The sequence below is a fragment of the Rathayibacter sp. AY1E8 genome (genome assembly GCF_002931415.1).
GTDB lineage: Bacteria > Actinomycetota > Actinomycetes > Actinomycetales > Microbacteriaceae > Rathayibacter.
Genome location: NZ_PSVI01000070.1, coordinates 1 through 15,298, shown reverse-complemented (window position 1 = coordinate 15,298; position 15,298 = coordinate 1). Strand labels below are relative to the sequence as shown.

Below are 15,298 nucleotides of genomic sequence, written 5' to 3'. Positions count from 1 at the left end.
CTGGCCCCTGCCATCAGCGGCGCCCTCGGGGGCCGCACGCAACGAGATTTCCGAGGGAGCACCGTGTCCGGGCATTCCAAGTGGGCCACGACCAAGCACAGCCGAACCAGTGATCCGCGTACCAGCGGATCGCTGTAGGCGAACGCGACCCGCTCCACCCACCCAGCCACCCCCGAGAGCCGACCGCGGCGAGCCGGGCAGGGACCGGCTCGCTATCTGATCAGCCGCGACAGCAGCCGGTCGGCGAGGATCCTGCCGTCGGTCTGGCAGGTGGGGCAGTACTGGAGCGTGGAGTCGTGGAAGACCACCTGGCGGATCGTGTCGACGCAGACGGGGCACGCCTCTCCTGTGCGGCCGTGGACGCGCATGCCGAGCTTCTTCTCGCGCTTGAGGTCGGCCGCGTGCAGGCCCTCGGCGCGGGCGAGCGCCTCCTCGAGGGTGTAGCGGAGGGCCGCGTAGAGGCGGTCCAGCTCGTCGGCGGTGAGCGCGGCGGGCTTGAAGGGCGACATGCGCGCCACTTGGAGGATCTCGTCGGAGTAGGCGTTGCCGATGCCGGCGATGCGGGACTGGTCGCGGAGGACGCCCTTCACCTGCGCCCGGCCCGCCGTGGCGAGGATCGCGCCGAGGATCTCCTCGGTGAACTCCGGGTCCAGCGGATCGGGACCCAGCCGGGCGACTCCCGGGACGTCGAGCGGATCGGCGACGATCGAGAGCGCGAGGCTCTTCTTGGTGCCGGCCTCCGTCACGTCGAACCCCGACCCGTCGTCGAGGACGAGCCGCGCGGCGAGCGGTCCCCGGCCGGGCTTCGTCGGCGCCGTCGGCCGCTCGGGCCGCCAGCGGACCCAGCCGGCGCGGGCGAGGTGCAGGAGGACGTGGGCCTCGCCGACTGCGATGTCGAGGAACTTGCCGTGCCGCGACACTCCGTGGACGGTCTCGCCGGACAGAGCGGACGGCGGGATGGCGACGGTCTTGAGGGCGGAGATCGCGAACACGTCGAGCCGCTCGAGGACGCGTCCGCCCAGGCGCGCGTCGAGATCGAGGGCGAGGGCCTGGACCTCGGGGAGTTCGGGCATGCGACCACCCTGGCCCGCGGGTCCCGCACCGTCCACCCCTGGCGGAGGGGACGGCAGCGGGTCAGTCGCCGAAGCGCGTCGCCGCGACCTTCCGCAGGAACAGCTCGTGGAACCGGTAGTCGCCGGTGATCTCGGGATGGAACGCCGTCCCGAGGAGGTTGCCCTGCTCGACCGCGACCACCCGCCCGTCGGCGACGCTGGCGAGCGCGGTCGCCCGCTCCCCCAGCTCCTCCACGACCGGTGCGCGGATGAAGACCGCGTGCACCGGCGGATCGCCGATCGCCGGCACGTCGAGATCGGTCTCGAAGGAGTCGAGCTGGTTGCCGAACGCGTTCCTCCGGACCGACACGTCCAGGCCGCCGAAGCTGCTCTGGCCGTCGATGCGGTCGAGGACCCGGTCGGCGAGCATGATCAGCCCGGCGCACGTCCCGTAGACGGGCATCCCCGCCCCGATCGCCTCGACGACCGGCTCCGCGAGGCCGAAGAGGCGCGACAGCTTGTCCATCACCGTGGACTCGCCACCCGGGATGACCAGCCCCGCGACGGCGGCCAGCTCCTCCGGGCGTCGCACCAGCACCACCTCGGCGCCCAGCTCGCGCAGGACGTGCGCGTGCTCGCGAAAGTCGCCCTGTAGCGCGAGGACGCCGACGCGGAGCCCCTCGAGGGACTCCCGCGTCGGTCCTGCGCCGACGAGCGGCGCGTCGGCGCTACCAGCCACGCTCGGCGAGGCGGTGCGGCGCGGGCACGTCGGCCACGTTGATGCCGACCATCGCCTCGCCCAGGCCGCGCGAGGCCTCCGCGACGACCTTCGCGTCGTCGAAGAAGGTGGTCGCCTTCACGATCGCGGCCGCGCGCTTGGCGGGCTCGCCCGACTTGAAGACGCCGGAGCCGACGAACACGCCGTCGGCGCCCAGCTGCATCATCAGCGCCGCGTCGGCCGGGGTCGCGACCCCGCCGGCGGTGAAGAGGACGACGGGGAGCTTGCCGGTCCGGGCGATCTCGACGACCAGGTCGTAGGGGGCCTGCAGCTCCTTGGCGGCGACGTAGAGCTCGTCCTTGGTCATCGCCTTCAGGCGGTTGACCTCGCCGGAGATCGTGCGGATGTGCTTGGTCGCCTCGGAGACGTCGCCGGTGCCTGCCTCGCCCTTCGAGCGGATCATCGCTGCGCCCTCGGTGATGCGGCGCAGCGCCTCGCCCAGGTTGGTCGCTCCGCAGACGAAGGGGACGGTGAAGTTCCACTTGTCGATGTGGTTCACGTAGTCGGCGGGCGAGAGGACCTCGGACTCGTCGATGTAGTCGACGCCGAGCTCCTGCAGGATCTGCGCCTCGACGAAGTGGCCGATGCGCGCCTTCGCCATGACGGGGATCGACACGGCGGAGACGATGCCGTCGATCAGGTCGGGGTCGCTCATGCGTGCGACGCCGCCCTGCGAGCGGATGTCGGCGGGGACGCGCTCGAGCGCCATGACGGCGACCGCACCGGCGTCCTCCGCGATGCGGGCCTGATCGGCGTCGACGACGTCCATGATGACGCCGCCCTTGAGCATCTCGGCGAGACCGCGCTTGACGCGGCTCGAGCCGAACTGCTCGGGAGCGGACGAGGACGGAGTGGTGGTGTCGGTCATGTTCGCGAGTCCTGTTCTGTGCGGCGACTTCCGCCGACGGCAGCTCCGAGTCTACGAGACGGCGCCCACCGTCCGCGGCGCTGGACAGGGGGCCGGGCGGCGGTCTAGAGGCTCGGCCAGGCCGCCGCGAGGCTCGCCCGCACGTCGCCGAGCAGCTGCGGGAGCGCCTTCGTGCGGGCGATGATCGGGAAGAAGTTCGCGTCGGTCGCCCAGCGCGGAACCACGTGCTGGTGCAGGTGCGCGGCGATCCCCGCTCCCGCGACCGCGCCCTGGTTCATCCCGAGGTTGAAGCCGTCGTTGTTCGAGACCGAGCGGACGACGCGCATGGCCGTCTGCGTGAGCGCTCCGATCTCGGCCACTTCCTCGGGAGTGGCCTCGTCGTAGAGCGGGATGTGCCGGTAAGGGCAGACCAGGAGGTGGCCTGAGTTGTACGGGAACAGGTTCAGCAGGACGTAGGCGTGCTCCCCGCGGGCGACGATGAGGGCCTCCTCGTCGCTCAGCGTCGGCGCCACGCAGAAGGGGCAGTCGTCGGCTCCGGGCTGCCCCTTCTGGATGTAGACCATCCGGTGCGGCGTCCACAGGCGCTGGAACTCGTCGGGAACCCCGGCGAGGTGCGCCGAGCCCTCCGCCCCCTCGGGCACGTAGCCGTCGCTCACGCTCAGACCTGCGCCTTCGAGGCGACGGCCTCCCGGATGCGCGCGACGGCGTCGGCGACCGGGATCCCGTTCTCCTGCGTGCCGTCGCGGAAGCGGAAGCTGACGGCTCCGGCGTCGCGGTCCTTCTCCCCCACGATCATCTGGAAGGGCACCTTCTGCAGCGTGGCGTTGCGGATCTTCTTCTGCATCCGGTCGCTGGAGTAGTCGATCTCGGCGCGGACGCCCGACCGCTTGAGCTCGCCGACGACCTCCTCGAGGTAGGGCAGGTACTCGTCGGCGATCGGGATGCCCACAACCTGGACCGGCGACAGCCAGACCGGGAACGCCCCGGCGTAGTGCTCGGTGAGGATCGCGAAGAAGCGCTCGATGGAGCCGAAGAGCGCGCGGTGGATCATCACGGGCCGCTTCTTCGAGCCGTCCGAGGCCGTGTACTCGAGCTCGAAGCGCTCGGGCTGGTTGAAGTCGAGCTGGATGGTCGACATCTGCCAGGTGCGGCCGATGGCGTCGCGCGCCTGCACGGAGATCTTCGGACCGTAGAACGCCGCTCCTCCCGGATCCGGCACCAGCTCGAGACCGGAGGCGACGGCGACCGCGCGCAGCGACTCGATCGCCTCCTCCCACTGCTCGGGCGCACCGACGAACTTCGGGTTGCCCTCCTCGTTCGTGGACAGCTCGAGGTAGAAGTCGTCGAGGCCGTAGTCGCGCAGCACCTGCAGCACGAACTCGAGGTTGCGGGTCAGCTCGGCCGACACGTCCTCCTGCGCGACGTAGATGTGGGCGTCGTCCTGGGTCAGGCCGCGCACGCGGGTGAGCCCCTGCAGGGTGCCGCTCTTCTCGTAGCGGTACACGGTGCCGAACTCGGCCAGGCGCAACGGGAGCTCGCGGTAGCTGCGGCCGCGCGAGCGGAAGATCAGGTTGTGGAACGGGCAGTTCATGGGCTTGAGGTAGTAGTCCTGGCCCTGGCGGGTGACGTTGCCGTCCTCGTCCTGCAGCTCGTCGAGGTGCATCGGGGGGAACATCCCCTCGGAGTACCACTGCAGGTGCCCGCTCGTCAGGAACAGGTCGCCCTTGGTGATGTGCGGCGTGTAGACGAGCTCGTAGTCGTGGGCGAGCAGCTGCTCGCGCATGTACTGCTCGATCTCGTAGCGGATGATCCCGCCCTTGGGGTGGAAGACCGCGAGGCCGGAGCCGATCTCGTCCGGGAAGGAGAACAGGTCGAGCTCGTGGCCGAGCTTGCGGTGGTCGCGGCGCGCCGCCTCCTCGAGGCGGGCCTGGTGCTCGCGCAGCTCGTCCTTCGTGGGCCACGCGGTGCCGTAGACGCGCTGCAGCTGCGGGTTCTTCTCCGAGCCGCGCCAGTAGGCGGCAGCGTTGCGGGTCAGGGCGTAGCCGTTGCCGATCATGCGGGTGTTGGGCAGATGCGGACCGCGGCAGAGGTCCTTCCAGACCGTCTCGCCGGAACGCGGGTCGACGTTGTCGTAGATGGTGAGCTCGGCGCCGCCGACCTCGACGCTCTCGTCCTCGGCTCCCCCGCCCTTGATCCCGATCAGCTCGAGCTTGTAGGGCTCGCCGGCGAGCTCGGCGCGCGCCTCCTCCTCGGAGACGACGCGGCGCACGAACCGCTGGCCCTGGCGGACGATGCGGTCCATCGCCTTCTCGAGCGCCTTCATCGCCTCGGGCGTGAAGGGCTCCTCGACGTCGAAGTCGTAGTAGAAGCCGTCGGTGACGGGCGGGCCGATGCCCAGCTTCGCCTCCGGGTTGATCTGCTGCACCGCCTGTGCGAGCACGTGGGCCGCGGAGTGGCGGAGGATGTTCAGCCCGTCCGGCGAGGAGATGAGCACCGGCTCGATGCGGTCGCCCGGCACGACGTCGGCGGCGAGGTCCTTGAGCTCCCCGTTGACGCGGATCGCGACCACGGCCCGGTCGGTGAAGTGCGTGAATCCCGTGCCCGCCTCGGTGACGACCGAGTGGGACTCGTTCTCTGCGGGATTCGACGGTTCGTTCGACACGTGCGGGCACTCCTCGGGCTCGGTTGACCCCTCGACTGTAGTCGGCGGCGGCCTCTACCCGAGCGCGTCGCGCACGCGGACGCCGAGCGCGCGCAGAGCGGAGGCGAGCTCGTCCCGGTCGGCGCCGGGGAGCACGAGCGAGCTGCGCTCGAGCTGGTGCAGGAGGACCTCCTCCAGGCCGGGCGGCAGAGAGTCCACGGCGAGCGCCCCCTCGAGTGCGGCGAGCACGGCGACGACGGCCACCGCGTCGCGTGCCGCGAGTCTGCGTGCGCTGATCTCCATGCGTCTCCGTCCGTGTCGTCCGACCCCGTCACCCTGCCGACAGGACGTGCCCCGGAGAGGGGCGCGGCGGCGACCGGTGCGCAATCCGTCCAGGTGTCATCCTGGTCAGATGGGTGCCGGTCCTGCGCTGCAGCGCTTCACGCGCTCCGGGGCCGACCTGGACGAGGCGCGGCGCTTCTACTCGGACGGCTACGGCGGGTCGGGATTCCGGACGGAACCGGTCGAGCGGCCCTTCTCCTTCCGCTACGACGTCTCCGGGAGCGAGGGCGTGAGCCTGCGGACGTCGGTGTTCCGGGGCTCCGTGTCCGGGGGGTTGCGTCCGGAGGGCGAGTACGTCGTCTCGTGGTTCCTCTCCGGCACGAGCGTGGTGGACCCGGAGGGCGATCGGATCGTCCACCTGCCGGGGCGGCCGGTCGTGTTCCCCAGCGCGCGTCCGTTCGAGTTCGTCAGCCGCGACTTCCAGCAGCGGCTCGTGCACGTGGCCGCCGGCCTCCTCGAGCAGGTCGCGTCCGAGGCCGGCGACGGCGTGCCGCTGCCGCTCGTCTTCGACCACCGCTCGATCGCCTCCCTGTCGGCACTCCCGGGCTGGTGGCGGGCGGTCGACGACTTCGCGGGCGTCCTGCGGTCGGGCCGCGAGGCGACCGCGCTGCAGCTCGTGGCGGCGGAGCGCGGCGTCGCTCTGCACCTGCTCGCGACCTTCGCGCACCGGCCGGTCGTCGTCCCGCCGCAGGTGCTGCGGCCGGGGCTCGAGCACCTGCTGCGGGCCGCCGAGTTCCTGCACGCGTTCGCCGCGTCACCCGTCACCGTGTCCGACATCGCGGCAGCGGCGGGGCTCACTCCGCGGGCGCTGCAGGCCGCGTTCCGGAGGCACTTCGGCGACACTCCGCTCGGCTACCTGCGCGGCGTGCGTCTCGACCGGGCGCGCGTCGAGCTGCGCGAGGGCGCTCCGGGCGAGCAGACCGTGCGCGCCGTCTCCGCGCGCTGGCGCTTCCTTAACCAGGGCCGCTTCTCGGGGGCGTACCACCGCCGCTTCGGCGAGTACCCGGTGGAGACCCTGCGCCGCTGACGCTCAGGCGCCGGGAGCGAGATCGCGGGCGTAGCAGACCGAGTGCTCGGACCCGATGTAGGCGCCGAACGGCGGGATGGCGTGGTAGCCCTCCCGGAGGTAGAACCGCATCGCGTCGGGCTGGAGCGTCCCGGTCTCCAGCACCAGGCGCGTCGTGCCCAGAGCGGCCGCCCGCGCCTCGAGCGCGCGCAGGACGGCCGTGGCCGCTCCGGTGCCGCGGGCGGCGCGGTCGGCGAACATCCGCTTCACCTCGATCGCCCCCGGTCCGAGGACGTCGTCGTCGAGAGGCCGCAGTCCGCCGCAGGCCACCGCCGTGCCGCTCGCGTCGCGGGCGACGAGGAAGACGGGCACGTCGTCGGCCGAGGGCGGCGTGCCGGGCTCGTGGTCGTCGTTGCCGTAGCGCTCGTCGAGCTCGCACCGCTGCGCGTCGCGCAGACGCTCGGCGTCCGGGTGGGTCCACGCCACCTCGTCGATGGTCCAGCTCATGAGGGCTCCTCCCGGCCGCGCGGCGGGCACGGCCGAGGCCATTCTGCCGCGCCAGCCCACTCCGGCCGGCCCGGTGGCAACCCCTTCCGCGCCGAGCCGCAGCGGGCGTCGACTGGAGGCCCACCGACGAAAGGACTCACCGTGCTCTCCGACTCCCCCATCGGCCCCGTTCTGCTCTCCCGCGACCTCGCCGCCTCCCGCGCCTTCTACGCCGGCTCCCTGGGGCTGGAGGTCCTCGAGGAGAGCGAGTCGGCGATCGCCTACTCCTGCGGCGGCACGCGGCTCACCGTCACCGCCAGCACCACGGGCTCGAAGGACGAGCAGACCAAGGCCGCCTGGCGGGTGGCCGACCTGCGCGCCGAGCTGGACGCGCTGGCGGCTCGGGGCGTGGCTCCGGAGGACTACGACAGCGACGAGCTGCGCACCGAGAACGGCGTGGCCGACCGCGGCAGCGTCTGGGCGGCCTGGATCCTCGATCCCGACGGGAACGCGCTCGGCATCGAGCAGCCCAAGAGCTGATCGGTGCCGCTCTAGACTCGCCCCATGCCCGACGACTCCGCTCCGCTGCCCGCGCCCGGGTGGTACCCGCACCCGGCCGACCTCGGCTCGGAGCTCTACTGGGACGGCGCGGCGTGGACCGACAGGTCCCGCCCGTCCTCCTCGGCGCCCGCTCCCGCCTACGGCACGCCCCCGGGCGCTCCGGAGCAGGAGCTGTTCGCCTATCCGTCCGCCCCGTCCTCCGCGGCGGGCCGCAACCCGATGGCGATCGCGAGCCTCGTGCTCGGCGTCCTGAGCCTGCTGATCAATCCGCTGCTGATCCCCTCGATCCTCGCCATCGTCTTCTCGGCGAAGGGCCGGGCGGCCGCACCGGTCGTCGGAGGCGGTCGCGGGCTCGCGACGGCAGGACTCGTCACCGGGATCCTCGGTCTGGTGTCGGGCGTCTTCACCATCGTCGGCAACCTCTCGGCCGGGGTCCCCGGCCTGGCCGGCTGACCGGGGTGCCGCGGCCCTCGACGCCCCGATGACCGCGCGCCGGAGCGGTCCCTGGCTCCTCGTCGTGGCGGTCGCCCTGGTCGCGCTGGTCCTGCGCGGTCCGATCGTCGCCGTCGCGCCCATCATCGACGCGGTGCGCGAGGACCTCGCGCTGTCCGCGGGCCAGGCGGGGATCCTCACCAGCATCCCCGTGCTCTGCTTCGCCCTGGCGACTACGCTCGCCCTCCTGGTGATCCGCCGCGCGGGACCCGACGCCGCCGTGACCGTCACGGTGATCGGCGTCGCGCTCGGCACGATCGTCCGATCGATCGGCGACGTGGGACCGGCCGTGGCGGGCACCATCCTGATCGGCGTCTCCATCACGATCGGCAACGTCGTCCTCCCCGTCGTGATCCGGCGGGACGTCGCTCCCGAGCGCGTCGACCTCACGACGGGCGTCTACACCGCAGCCCTCAACATCGGCTCGACGATCACCTCGCTCGGCACCGCTCCGCTCGCTCTGGCGCTCGGCTGGCGCGGCGCCCTGCTCGTCTGGCTCGCCCTCAACGCCCTCGCTCTGGGCGGCTGGCTCGTGGCCGTGGGGCCTCGGGCGGCCCTGCGTCCGACTCCCCGCCCGACCCGCGCCGACCGCGCACCGGCCGCACCGGCTCCGCGGATCTTCCGCAGCGCGACCGTGCTGGCGCTCGCGCTCTGCTTCTCGAGCCAGGCGTTCTCGTACTACGGAGTGACGGCGTGGCTCCCCTCGCTGCTCGTCGACCGCAACGGCTTCTCGATCGCGACCGCGGGCGCGAGCGCCTCGGTGTTCCAGCTCGCCGCGGTCGCCGGCGCCCTCGGCGTCCCGCTCCTGGTCCGGAGGCTCGGACCGCTGGGGAGCATCGTGCTCGTCGGCCTCCTCTGGTGCACGGTGCCGGCGGGGCTGCTGCTCGCGCCGCAGCTCTGGGCGCTCTGGTGCGTGCTGGGCGGCGCGGCCCAGGGCGGAGGATTCACGGTGGTCTTCGTGCTCGTCGTGCGGCTCTCCCGCTCCGACGCCCACGCGTCGCGGCTCTCGGCCACGGTGCAGGGGATCGGCTACGCCGTGGCCGCCACCGCCCCGACCGTCATCGGCTTCGCGCACGACGCGAGCGGCGGCTGGGAGGCTCCCCTGCTGACCGTCCTCGCCGCGACCTGCTCCTTCCTCCTCTTCGGCACCCTCGCCGCTGCGCGCCAGCGCCGGGCCTGACCCGCGACACGACCGGCCGCGCCGTCAAGGGGGCCGTCCGACGACTGTCGGCCCCGTAGCGTGTCCGCATGGCCGAGCAGAGCACGACCCGCGAGAAGACAGCGCCCGATCCCGACGATTCCCGGAAGCCCGACGACGTCACCGACATCACCAAGCGCTCCTGGTTCTACGTCCTCAAGAAGACGGCCCGCGAGTTCGGCGCGGACCAGTGCACCGACCTCGCCGCCGCGCTCACCTACTACGCCGTGCTCGCGCTCTTCCCCGCCCTGCTCGCGATCGTGTCGGTGCTGGGGCTCTTCGGCCAGGCGCAGGCCACCACTGATCTGGTGCTCGACCTGATCGGGAACCTCGCGTCGAGCGAGGTCGTCGACCTGCTGCGCGACCCGATCCAGGCGCTGACCAGCTCCTCCGCCGCGGGTCTCGCCTTCGTGACCGGTGTCGTCGGAGCGATCTGGTCCGCCTCCGGCTACGTCGGCGCCTTCGGCCGCGCGATGAACCGCGTCTACCAGATCGACGAGGGGCGCCCCTTCTGGAAGCTCCGCCCGACGATGCTCGGCGTGACCGTGGTGACGGTCGTCCTGATCGTGATCGCGGCGCTCATCCTCGTGCTCAGCGGACCGGTCGCGACCGCCGTCGGCGACGTCGTGGGCCTCGGCCCCGCCGCCCTCACCGTGTGGAACATCGCGAAATGGCCGGTGCTCGTGGTCATCGCGATCGTGATCGTCGCGACCCTGTACTACTGGGCGCCCAACATCCGCCAGCCGAAGTTCCGCTGGATCAGCATCGGATCGATCGTCGCCCTGGCGATCTGGCTGATCGCCTCGACCGGCTTCGCGTTCTACGTGGCCAACTTCTCCAACTACAACAAGACCTACGGCTCGCTCGGCGCGGTGATCGTCTTCCTCCTCTGGATCTGGATCACCAACATCGCCCTGCTCTTCGGCGCGGAGTTCGACGCCGAGCTCGAGCGCGGACGCGAGCTGCAGGCGGGCATCGAGGCGGAGGAGACCATCCAGCTCCCCCCGCGCGACACCGCCGCGAGCGACAAGAAGGCGGCCGTGCACGAGAAGGACGTCCGCGACGGGCGCTGGCTGCGGCTGGCGAGCGAGAACCGCAGCGACAAGGGCGCGGCCCAGGACGACGAGGCCGCGAAGAAGAAGTGACTCAGGACTCGGACGACCAGAGCGCGCGGTAGTAGGCCGCGCGCTCGTCGTCCGGATCCGCTCCGTACTCCGCGAGGAGCAGCGGGGTGTGGCCGGAGCCGTAGTTCCAGCCGAGGCTGACCGCGGCGACCGCCAGATCCGCCCAGCGGTCACCCACGCCCAGGTCGCCGACGTCGACCGTGCCGCTCCAGCGTCCGTCGTCGTCGACGAGCGTGTTCGGAGCGCACGCGTCGCCGTGCACCACGACGGGGTCCACGAGCTCCGGAGCCGCGCCGAGCGCCGACGGCCGGCGCGCGAACCAGGAGTCGCCGCGCAGCTCTTCGGGCACCGCGTCGACGGGGAGCGCGTGGACCGCCCGCAGGCCGGCCGCGATCGCGCGGACGGCCTCCTCCGGCCGGGCTGTCCACTTCGGATCGACGGCGCTCCGCCCGGGCAGCGGTGCGGTGAGGAGCCACTGCCCCTCCTCGTCCTCGCCCGCCTCCAGGATCCGGGGCGCGTCGATCCGCCCCTCCAGCCAGCGCAGACGCGCGATCTCGCGACGGAGGTCGACGCCCGTGGACCGGGGATTCCACTTCAGGTACCCGGCGTCCACGCGGAAGGTCAGCCCATCGAGCTCGTTGCGCCAGACGAGCGCCGGATCGGTGCCGCCGTTCAGGCGCCTCGCCGGCGACGGGATCCGGACGCCCTCGAGCGAGGACTGCCGTGCGAGGTCCGGACCGCTCATGCCCTCAGGGTAGGCGCTTCGATCCTGAGAGGATCCGCATGCCGCGGACCGCGCCACCCGCCTCCTCCGAGCAGAGCGCCTTTACCCTGACGGGCGTGCCGGAGCAGCCGCCCGGCGCGATCCGGTGACGAGGGAGCCCCCGTGACGCAGAGCGACGACGACCGCGGGCCGGCGCAGCCCGACTTCTCGAAGGAGCAGGAGGGCTACCGTCCCGGCCTCAAGCCCCGGCAGCTGCAGATGATCGCCATCGGCGGCGCGATCGGCACCGGCCTCTTCCTCGGCGCCGGCGGCCGACTCGCCACCGCCGGTCCCTCGCTCGTCGTCGTGTACGCGGTCTGCGGCGTCTTCGCCTACCTGATCCTCCGCGCGCTCGGCGAGCTGGTCCTGCACCGGCCGAGCTCGGGCTCCTTCATCTCCTACGCCCGCGAGTTCCTGGGCGAGAAGGCCGCCTTCGTCGCCGGATGGATGTACTTCCTGAACTGGGCGATGACCGCGATCGCCGACGTCACCGCGGTGGCCCTGTACGTGAAGTACTGGTCGCTCTTCTCCTCCGTGCCCCAGTGGCTCCTCGCGCTCATCGCCCTGGTCGTCGTGCTCTCGCTGAACCTCGTCTCGGTCAAGGTCTTCGGGGAGCTGGAGTTCTGGTTCGCGCTCATCAAGGTCACGGCGCTGGTGGTCTTCCTGGTGATCGGCGTCGTCGTGCTCGCCGCGGGCTGGCCGCTGCAGTCCGGCGGCGTCGCCGTGGACCCCGGGATCAGCCTCTGGAACGACAACGGCGGCATCCTGCCCGGCGGCCTGGTCGCCAGCGTCCTGGTCGTCCAGGGCGTGGTGTTCGCCTACTCCGGAGTCGAGCTGGTCGGCACGGCGGCGGGCGAGACCGCGGAGCCGGCGAAGGTCATCCCGCGCGCCATCAACTCGGTCATCCTGCGCATCGCCGTCTTCTACGTCGGCTCGGTGCTGCTGCTGACGCTGCTGCTGCCCTACACGGCCTACTCGAAGGGCGAGAGCCCGTTCGTCACGTTCTTCAGCTCGCTGGGCGACGGCTCCTCGGGCGAGATCGCCGGATCGATCATGAACTTCGTCGTGCTGACGGCCGCGCTCTCCAGCATCAACGCCGGGCTCTACTCGACCGGCCGCATCCTCCGCTCCATGGCGCTCAACGGCTCCGCCCCCGCCTTCACCGGCCGGATGAACAAGCAGGGCGTCCCCTACGGCGGCATCCTGCTCACAGCGAGCATCACCCTGATCGGGATCGTGCTGAACCTCTTCGTGCCGTCCGAGGCCTTCGAGATCGTCCTCAACGTCTCGGCGCTGGGCATCGTCACGGGCTGGGGCATGATCGTCCTCTGCCAGATGCAGCTGCAGCGCTGGGCAGCCCAGGGGCGCCTGGAGCGCCCGTCCTTCCGGATGCCCGGCGCCCCGGTGACCTCGTGGCTCACCCTGGCGTTCCTGGTGATCGTGGTGGTCCTCATCGCCGTCGACTTCCCGACCGGCACCTGGACCGTGGGGATCGTCGCGGTGGTCGGCGTGCCCGCCCTGATCGTGGGCTGGCACGTCGCGAAGCCGCGCATCCTGGCGATCGCGTCCGCCCGTGACGGCTTCACCGGCGCCCACCCCGTGATCGCCGCCCGTCCGGCCTCCGAGGCCAAGCGCGACGGGAACGAGCGGCGCCGCGAGTAGGGCGGGTCAGCGCCGGCGGAGGTAGCGCAGGAGCAGCGTGTCGCCGGCGCTGAGCACGTGCGCCAGGTGCTGCGGGCGCGGTCCGGGGACGTCGCCGCGGGCGAGCCTCCCGGAGTCCCCCGCCTCGAGCGTCGGAGCGACGGTCAGGCAGAGCTCGTCGACGGCGTCCGCGGCGAGCAGGGTCCCGAGCAGCGACGGACCGCCCTCGCAGTGGATCCTGCCGAGCCCCCGCTCCGCGAGCTGCGCCCGCATCCGCGTCGCGTCGAGCTCTGCGTCGCCGCAGACGAGCACGTCGGCGACCTCGGCGAGCTCCGCGCGGCGGCGGGCCGGCGAGGAGCCGGTGGTCACGACGGTCGGGCGCACCGGCGCCTCGGTGAAGATCCGCGAGGCGGGATCGAGGTCGAGCGACCCCGAGACGATCGCGAAGACGGGCTGCGGGGCGAGCCCGGTGCCGAGCCGCGCCCGCACGGACTCGTCGCTCAGCACCATCGGGCCGTAGCCCTCGGTCCGCACCGTGCCGGCCGCGACGAGCACGACGTCGGCGAGCCGGCGGAGCAGGTCGAACACGCGCAGGTCCGCCGCGCCCCCGAGATCGCCCGAGACGCCGTCGCGGGTGACCGCTCCGTCGACGCTCGCGACGAAGTTGACCCGGAGCCACTGCTCGCCGGCCCCGTCCGCGTAGAGGGCCAGCAGAGCCTGGTCGGACAGGTCCTGCCCGGCCGGCGACAGACCGTCGATGCGGGCGCTCACGCCGCCGGCTCCACGTTGTGGCGAAGGAAGACGGGCGCTCGCCAGCCCAGCACCGCCTCCGTCATCCGCACGGCGTCCACCGCCTGGCGCACGTCGTGCATGCGCACGATCCGCGCACCGTTCAGGATGCAGATCACCGCGGCGGCGAGGGAGCCCTCGAGGCGCTCCCCCTGCGGCCGGTCCAGCGCCTCGCCGATGAAGTCCTTGTTGGAGACCGCGGCGAGCACCGGGAAGCCGAGCGCGGCCACCTCGCCCAGCCGGCGGGTGAGCTCGAGCGTGTGCAGGGTGTTCTTGTTCAGGTCGTGACCCGGATCGACGATGATCCTCCCGGCAGGCACTCCACCCGAGAGCGCGCGATCGACGCGGCTCCGCAGGTGGTCGACCACCGTCGCCACGACGTCGTCGTACTCGGGTCTCTCCGGCTCGCTGCGGGGAGCGCCCACGCTGTGGGTGATGACGAGCTGAGCGGAGGAGGAGGCGACGACCTCGAGCATCCGGGGGTCGTGCAGCCCGCTCGTGTCGTTGACGACGGAGGCGCCCGCGGCGATGCTCGCGCGCGCGACCTCGGCGCTCGTCGTGTCCACCGAGACGACCACGTCGCTCCGCTCCGCGATGCCCGCCACGACGGGGACGACCCGGTCGAGCTCCTCCTGGAGCGTGACAGCGGGGCCGCGGCCGAACGGCACTCCGCCGATGTCGACCCAGTCGGCGCCGAGCTCCGCGGCGCGCACGGCGGCCGCGATGGCGCTGTCCAGGGCGAAGGTGGAGCCCTTGTCGTAGAAGGAGTCGGGTGTGCGGTTCACGACCGCCATCACGGCCACCTGCCGCTCGAAGTCGAACTCTCGTCCGCCGATGTGCCGCGTGGTCATGGGCGCGTCCCTCCCGCTCGGAGCGCCGGGAGAAGGCCGGCGCCGCTCACCCTAGACGAGCGGAGTCGGCGGAGGCTGGAGCGGGCCGCCCTCGAGCAGCGCCTGGAAGAGGACGTGGTCCTGCCACTCCCCGGCGATCCGCAGGTAGCGCCGCGCGACGCCGATCCGCTCGAAGCCGTTGCGCTGCAGCACGGTCTGCGATCCGACGTTGTGGAGGAGCGTCCCGGCCTGCACGCGGTGCAGCCCCAGATCCTCCCGCGCGGTGCGCAGGACGGCTCCGACCGCGCGGGTCATCACGCCGCGGCCCTGCAGACCGCTGTCGAGCCAGTAGCCGAGATCGCCGCTGTCGAAGGCGCCGCGGACGATGTTCGCGAGAGTCAGCCGACCGACGATCACGCCGCCCGCGTCGAGGACGAGCGGGAGGACGCTGCCGGCCCGGTGCGCGGCGAGCGCGTCCGCGACGGCGTCGGTCTGGCCCCCCGCCTCGAAGAAGCGGGTCGAGCGCGTCGGCTCCCAGGGCGCGAGGTGCCGGCGGTTGCGCCGGTACGCGGCGGCGAGGGCCGGTCCGTCGTCCCGCGAGACGAGCCGCAGGAGGGTGCCCTGGTCGTCGACGGGGATCGGGGCGGGCATCCTGCGAGGGTAGCGCCGGAGCCGGGAACGACAGAACCCCCGGCCAGGGGCCGGGGGTTCTCGTGGTGGGCGATAC

17 protein-coding genes are annotated in these 15,298 nt (G+C 72.4%); 6 read left to right on the top strand and 11 right to left on the bottom strand.

Annotated features, from left to right (window positions below; all coding sequences use genetic code 11):
* Positions 1-212: 212 nt before the first annotated feature.
* The 6 genes from C5C74_RS15405 to C5C74_RS15380 all read right to left on the bottom strand — a co-directional run bounded on the left by C5C74_RS15405 (position 213) and on the right by C5C74_RS15380 (position 5,642).
* On the bottom strand, positions 213-1,073 hold the full coding sequence (locus C5C74_RS15405) for a DNA-formamidopyrimidine glycosylase family protein (protein WP_104351841.1): 861 nt from the start codon (positions 1,071-1,073) through the stop codon (positions 213-215).
* 61 nt (positions 1,074-1,134) lie between these two features.
* The gene (gene pdxT / locus C5C74_RS15400) at positions 1,135-1,674 is read right to left on the bottom strand and encodes a pyridoxal 5'-phosphate synthase glutaminase subunit PdxT (RefSeq protein WP_374953529.1); all 540 of its coding nucleotides are present in this window, start codon (positions 1,672-1,674) and stop codon (positions 1,135-1,137) included.
* 106 nt (positions 1,675-1,780) lie between these two features.
* Positions 1,781-2,698 carry a pyridoxal 5'-phosphate synthase lyase subunit PdxS gene (pdxS, locus tag C5C74_RS15395; RefSeq protein ID WP_104224629.1) on the bottom strand — a complete coding sequence of 306 codons (918 nt, stop codon included), beginning with the start codon at positions 2,696-2,698 and terminating at the stop codon, positions 1,781-1,783.
* Between the two features lie 104 nt (positions 2,699-2,802).
* On the bottom strand, positions 2,803-3,354 hold the full coding sequence (locus tag C5C74_RS15390; protein ID WP_258061501.1) for an HIT domain-containing protein: 552 nt from the start codon (positions 3,352-3,354) through the stop codon (positions 2,803-2,805).
* 2 nt (positions 3,355-3,356) lie between these two features.
* Positions 3,357-5,267: a threonine--tRNA ligase gene (thrS, locus tag C5C74_RS15385; protein WP_258064207.1), complete on the bottom strand. Its 1,911-nt coding sequence runs from the start codon at positions 5,265-5,267 to the stop codon at positions 3,357-3,359.
* A gap of 147 nt (positions 5,268-5,414) precedes the next feature.
* On the bottom strand, positions 5,415-5,642 hold the full coding sequence (locus tag C5C74_RS15380; RefSeq protein ID WP_104225342.1) for a hypothetical protein: 228 nt from the start codon (positions 5,640-5,642) through the stop codon (positions 5,415-5,417).
* A gap of 109 nt (positions 5,643-5,751) precedes the next feature.
* Between C5C74_RS15380 and C5C74_RS15375 the strand changes: the two genes are divergently transcribed.
* On the top strand, positions 5,752-6,708 hold the full coding sequence (locus C5C74_RS15375; RefSeq protein WP_219813495.1) for an AraC family transcriptional regulator: 957 nt from the start codon (positions 5,752-5,754) through the stop codon (positions 6,706-6,708).
* 3 nt (positions 6,709-6,711) lie between these two features.
* Here the strand turns inward: C5C74_RS15375 and C5C74_RS15370 are convergent, their stop codons facing one another.
* Positions 6,712-7,194: a GNAT family N-acetyltransferase gene (locus C5C74_RS15370; RefSeq protein ID WP_104225442.1), complete on the bottom strand. Its 483-nt coding sequence runs from the start codon at positions 7,192-7,194 to the stop codon at positions 6,712-6,714.
* A gap of 141 nt (positions 7,195-7,335) precedes the next feature.
* On the opposite strand from C5C74_RS15370, the gene C5C74_RS17560 reads away from it, so the two are divergent.
* The 4 genes from C5C74_RS17560 (at position 7,336) to C5C74_RS15350 (ending at position 10,569) form a co-directional block, all read left to right on the top strand.
* Positions 7,336-7,713 carry a VOC family protein gene (locus C5C74_RS17560; RefSeq protein WP_104256165.1) on the top strand — a complete coding sequence of 126 codons (378 nt, stop codon included), beginning with the start codon at positions 7,336-7,338 and terminating at the stop codon, positions 7,711-7,713.
* 24 nt (positions 7,714-7,737) lie between these two features.
* A complete protein-coding gene (locus tag C5C74_RS15360) occupies positions 7,738-8,187 on the top strand; it encodes a DUF2510 domain-containing protein (RefSeq protein WP_104351838.1) in 450 nt (149 codons plus the stop codon).
* A gap of 28 nt (positions 8,188-8,215) precedes the next feature.
* Complete coding sequence (locus tag C5C74_RS15355) at positions 8,216-9,406, top strand: CynX/NimT family MFS transporter (RefSeq protein ID WP_104351837.1); 1,191 nt, start codon at positions 8,216-8,218, stop codon at positions 9,404-9,406.
* Positions 9,407-9,474: 68 nt separating this feature from the next.
* Positions 9,475-10,569, top strand: a complete 1,095-nt coding sequence (locus tag C5C74_RS15350; RefSeq protein ID WP_104351836.1) for a YihY/virulence factor BrkB family protein — start codon at positions 9,475-9,477, stop codon at positions 10,567-10,569.
* Between the two features lies 1 nt (position 10,570).
* Here the strand turns inward: C5C74_RS15350 and C5C74_RS15345 are convergent, their stop codons facing one another.
* Positions 10,571-11,293: an aminoglycoside 3'-phosphotransferase gene (locus tag C5C74_RS15345; RefSeq protein ID WP_104340254.1), complete on the bottom strand. Its 723-nt coding sequence runs from the start codon at positions 11,291-11,293 to the stop codon at positions 10,571-10,573.
* A 141-nt stretch (positions 11,294-11,434) separates the two neighbouring features.
* On the opposite strand from C5C74_RS15345, the gene C5C74_RS15340 reads away from it, so the two are divergent.
* Positions 11,435-12,973 carry an amino acid permease gene (locus C5C74_RS15340; RefSeq protein ID WP_258063706.1) on the top strand — a complete coding sequence of 513 codons (1,539 nt, stop codon included), beginning with the start codon at positions 11,435-11,437 and terminating at the stop codon, positions 12,971-12,973.
* A gap of 6 nt (positions 12,974-12,979) precedes the next feature.
* Here C5C74_RS15340 and C5C74_RS15335 read toward each other — a convergent pair whose 3' ends face one another.
* From C5C74_RS15335 to C5C74_RS15325, 3 genes are read right to left on the bottom strand one after another with little or no spacing between them, the layout of a single operon-like run.
* Positions 12,980-13,723 (bottom strand): pyrimidine reductase family protein, encoded by a 744-nt coding sequence (locus C5C74_RS15335; RefSeq protein ID WP_104256167.1) that lies wholly within the window; start codon positions 13,721-13,723, stop codon positions 12,980-12,982.
* Positions 13,720-14,592, bottom strand: coding sequence for a dihydropteroate synthase (gene folP, locus C5C74_RS15330; RefSeq protein WP_104267382.1), 873 nt, complete (start codon positions 14,590-14,592; stop codon positions 13,720-13,722). Before folP ends, C5C74_RS15335 begins: the two co-directional genes overlap by 4 nt.
* A 51-nt stretch (positions 14,593-14,643) precedes the next feature.
* Positions 14,644-15,222, bottom strand: a complete 579-nt coding sequence (locus tag C5C74_RS15325) for a GNAT family N-acetyltransferase (RefSeq protein ID WP_104225349.1) — start codon at positions 15,220-15,222, stop codon at positions 14,644-14,646.
* Positions 15,223-15,298 lie beyond the last annotated feature (76 nt).

Coding starts and splice junctions, on each gene's coding strand:
- C5C74_RS15405 (WP_104351841.1), bottom strand. CDS start 1,073: ATGCCCGAACTCCCCGAGGTCCAGGCCCTCGCCCTCGATCTCGACGCG.
- pdxS (WP_104224629.1), bottom strand. CDS start 2,698: ATGACCGACACCACCACTCCGTCCTCGTCCGCTCCCGAGCAGTTCGGC.
- C5C74_RS15380 (WP_104225342.1), bottom strand. CDS start 5,642: ATGGAGATCAGCGCACGCAGACTCGCGGCACGCGACGCGGTGGCCGTC.
- C5C74_RS15375 (WP_219813495.1), top strand. CDS start 5,752: ATGGGTGCCGGTCCTGCGCTGCAGCGCTTCACGCGCTCCGGGGCCGAC.
- C5C74_RS15370 (WP_104225442.1), bottom strand. CDS start 7,194: ATGAGCTGGACCATCGACGAGGTGGCGTGGACCCACCCGGACGCCGAG.
- C5C74_RS15360 (WP_104351838.1), top strand. CDS start 7,738: ATGCCCGACGACTCCGCTCCGCTGCCCGCGCCCGGGTGGTACCCGCAC.
- C5C74_RS15355 (WP_104351837.1), top strand. CDS start 8,216: ATGACCGCGCGCCGGAGCGGTCCCTGGCTCCTCGTCGTGGCGGTCGCC.
- C5C74_RS15350 (WP_104351836.1), top strand. CDS start 9,475: ATGGCCGAGCAGAGCACGACCCGCGAGAAGACAGCGCCCGATCCCGAC.
- C5C74_RS15345 (WP_104340254.1), bottom strand. CDS start 11,293: ATGAGCGGTCCGGACCTCGCACGGCAGTCCTCGCTCGAGGGCGTCCGG.
- folP (WP_104267382.1), bottom strand. CDS start 14,592: ATGACCACGCGGCACATCGGCGGACGAGAGTTCGACTTCGAGCGGCAG.
- C5C74_RS15325 (WP_104225349.1), bottom strand. CDS start 15,222: ATGCCCGCCCCGATCCCCGTCGACGACCAGGGCACCCTCCTGCGGCTC.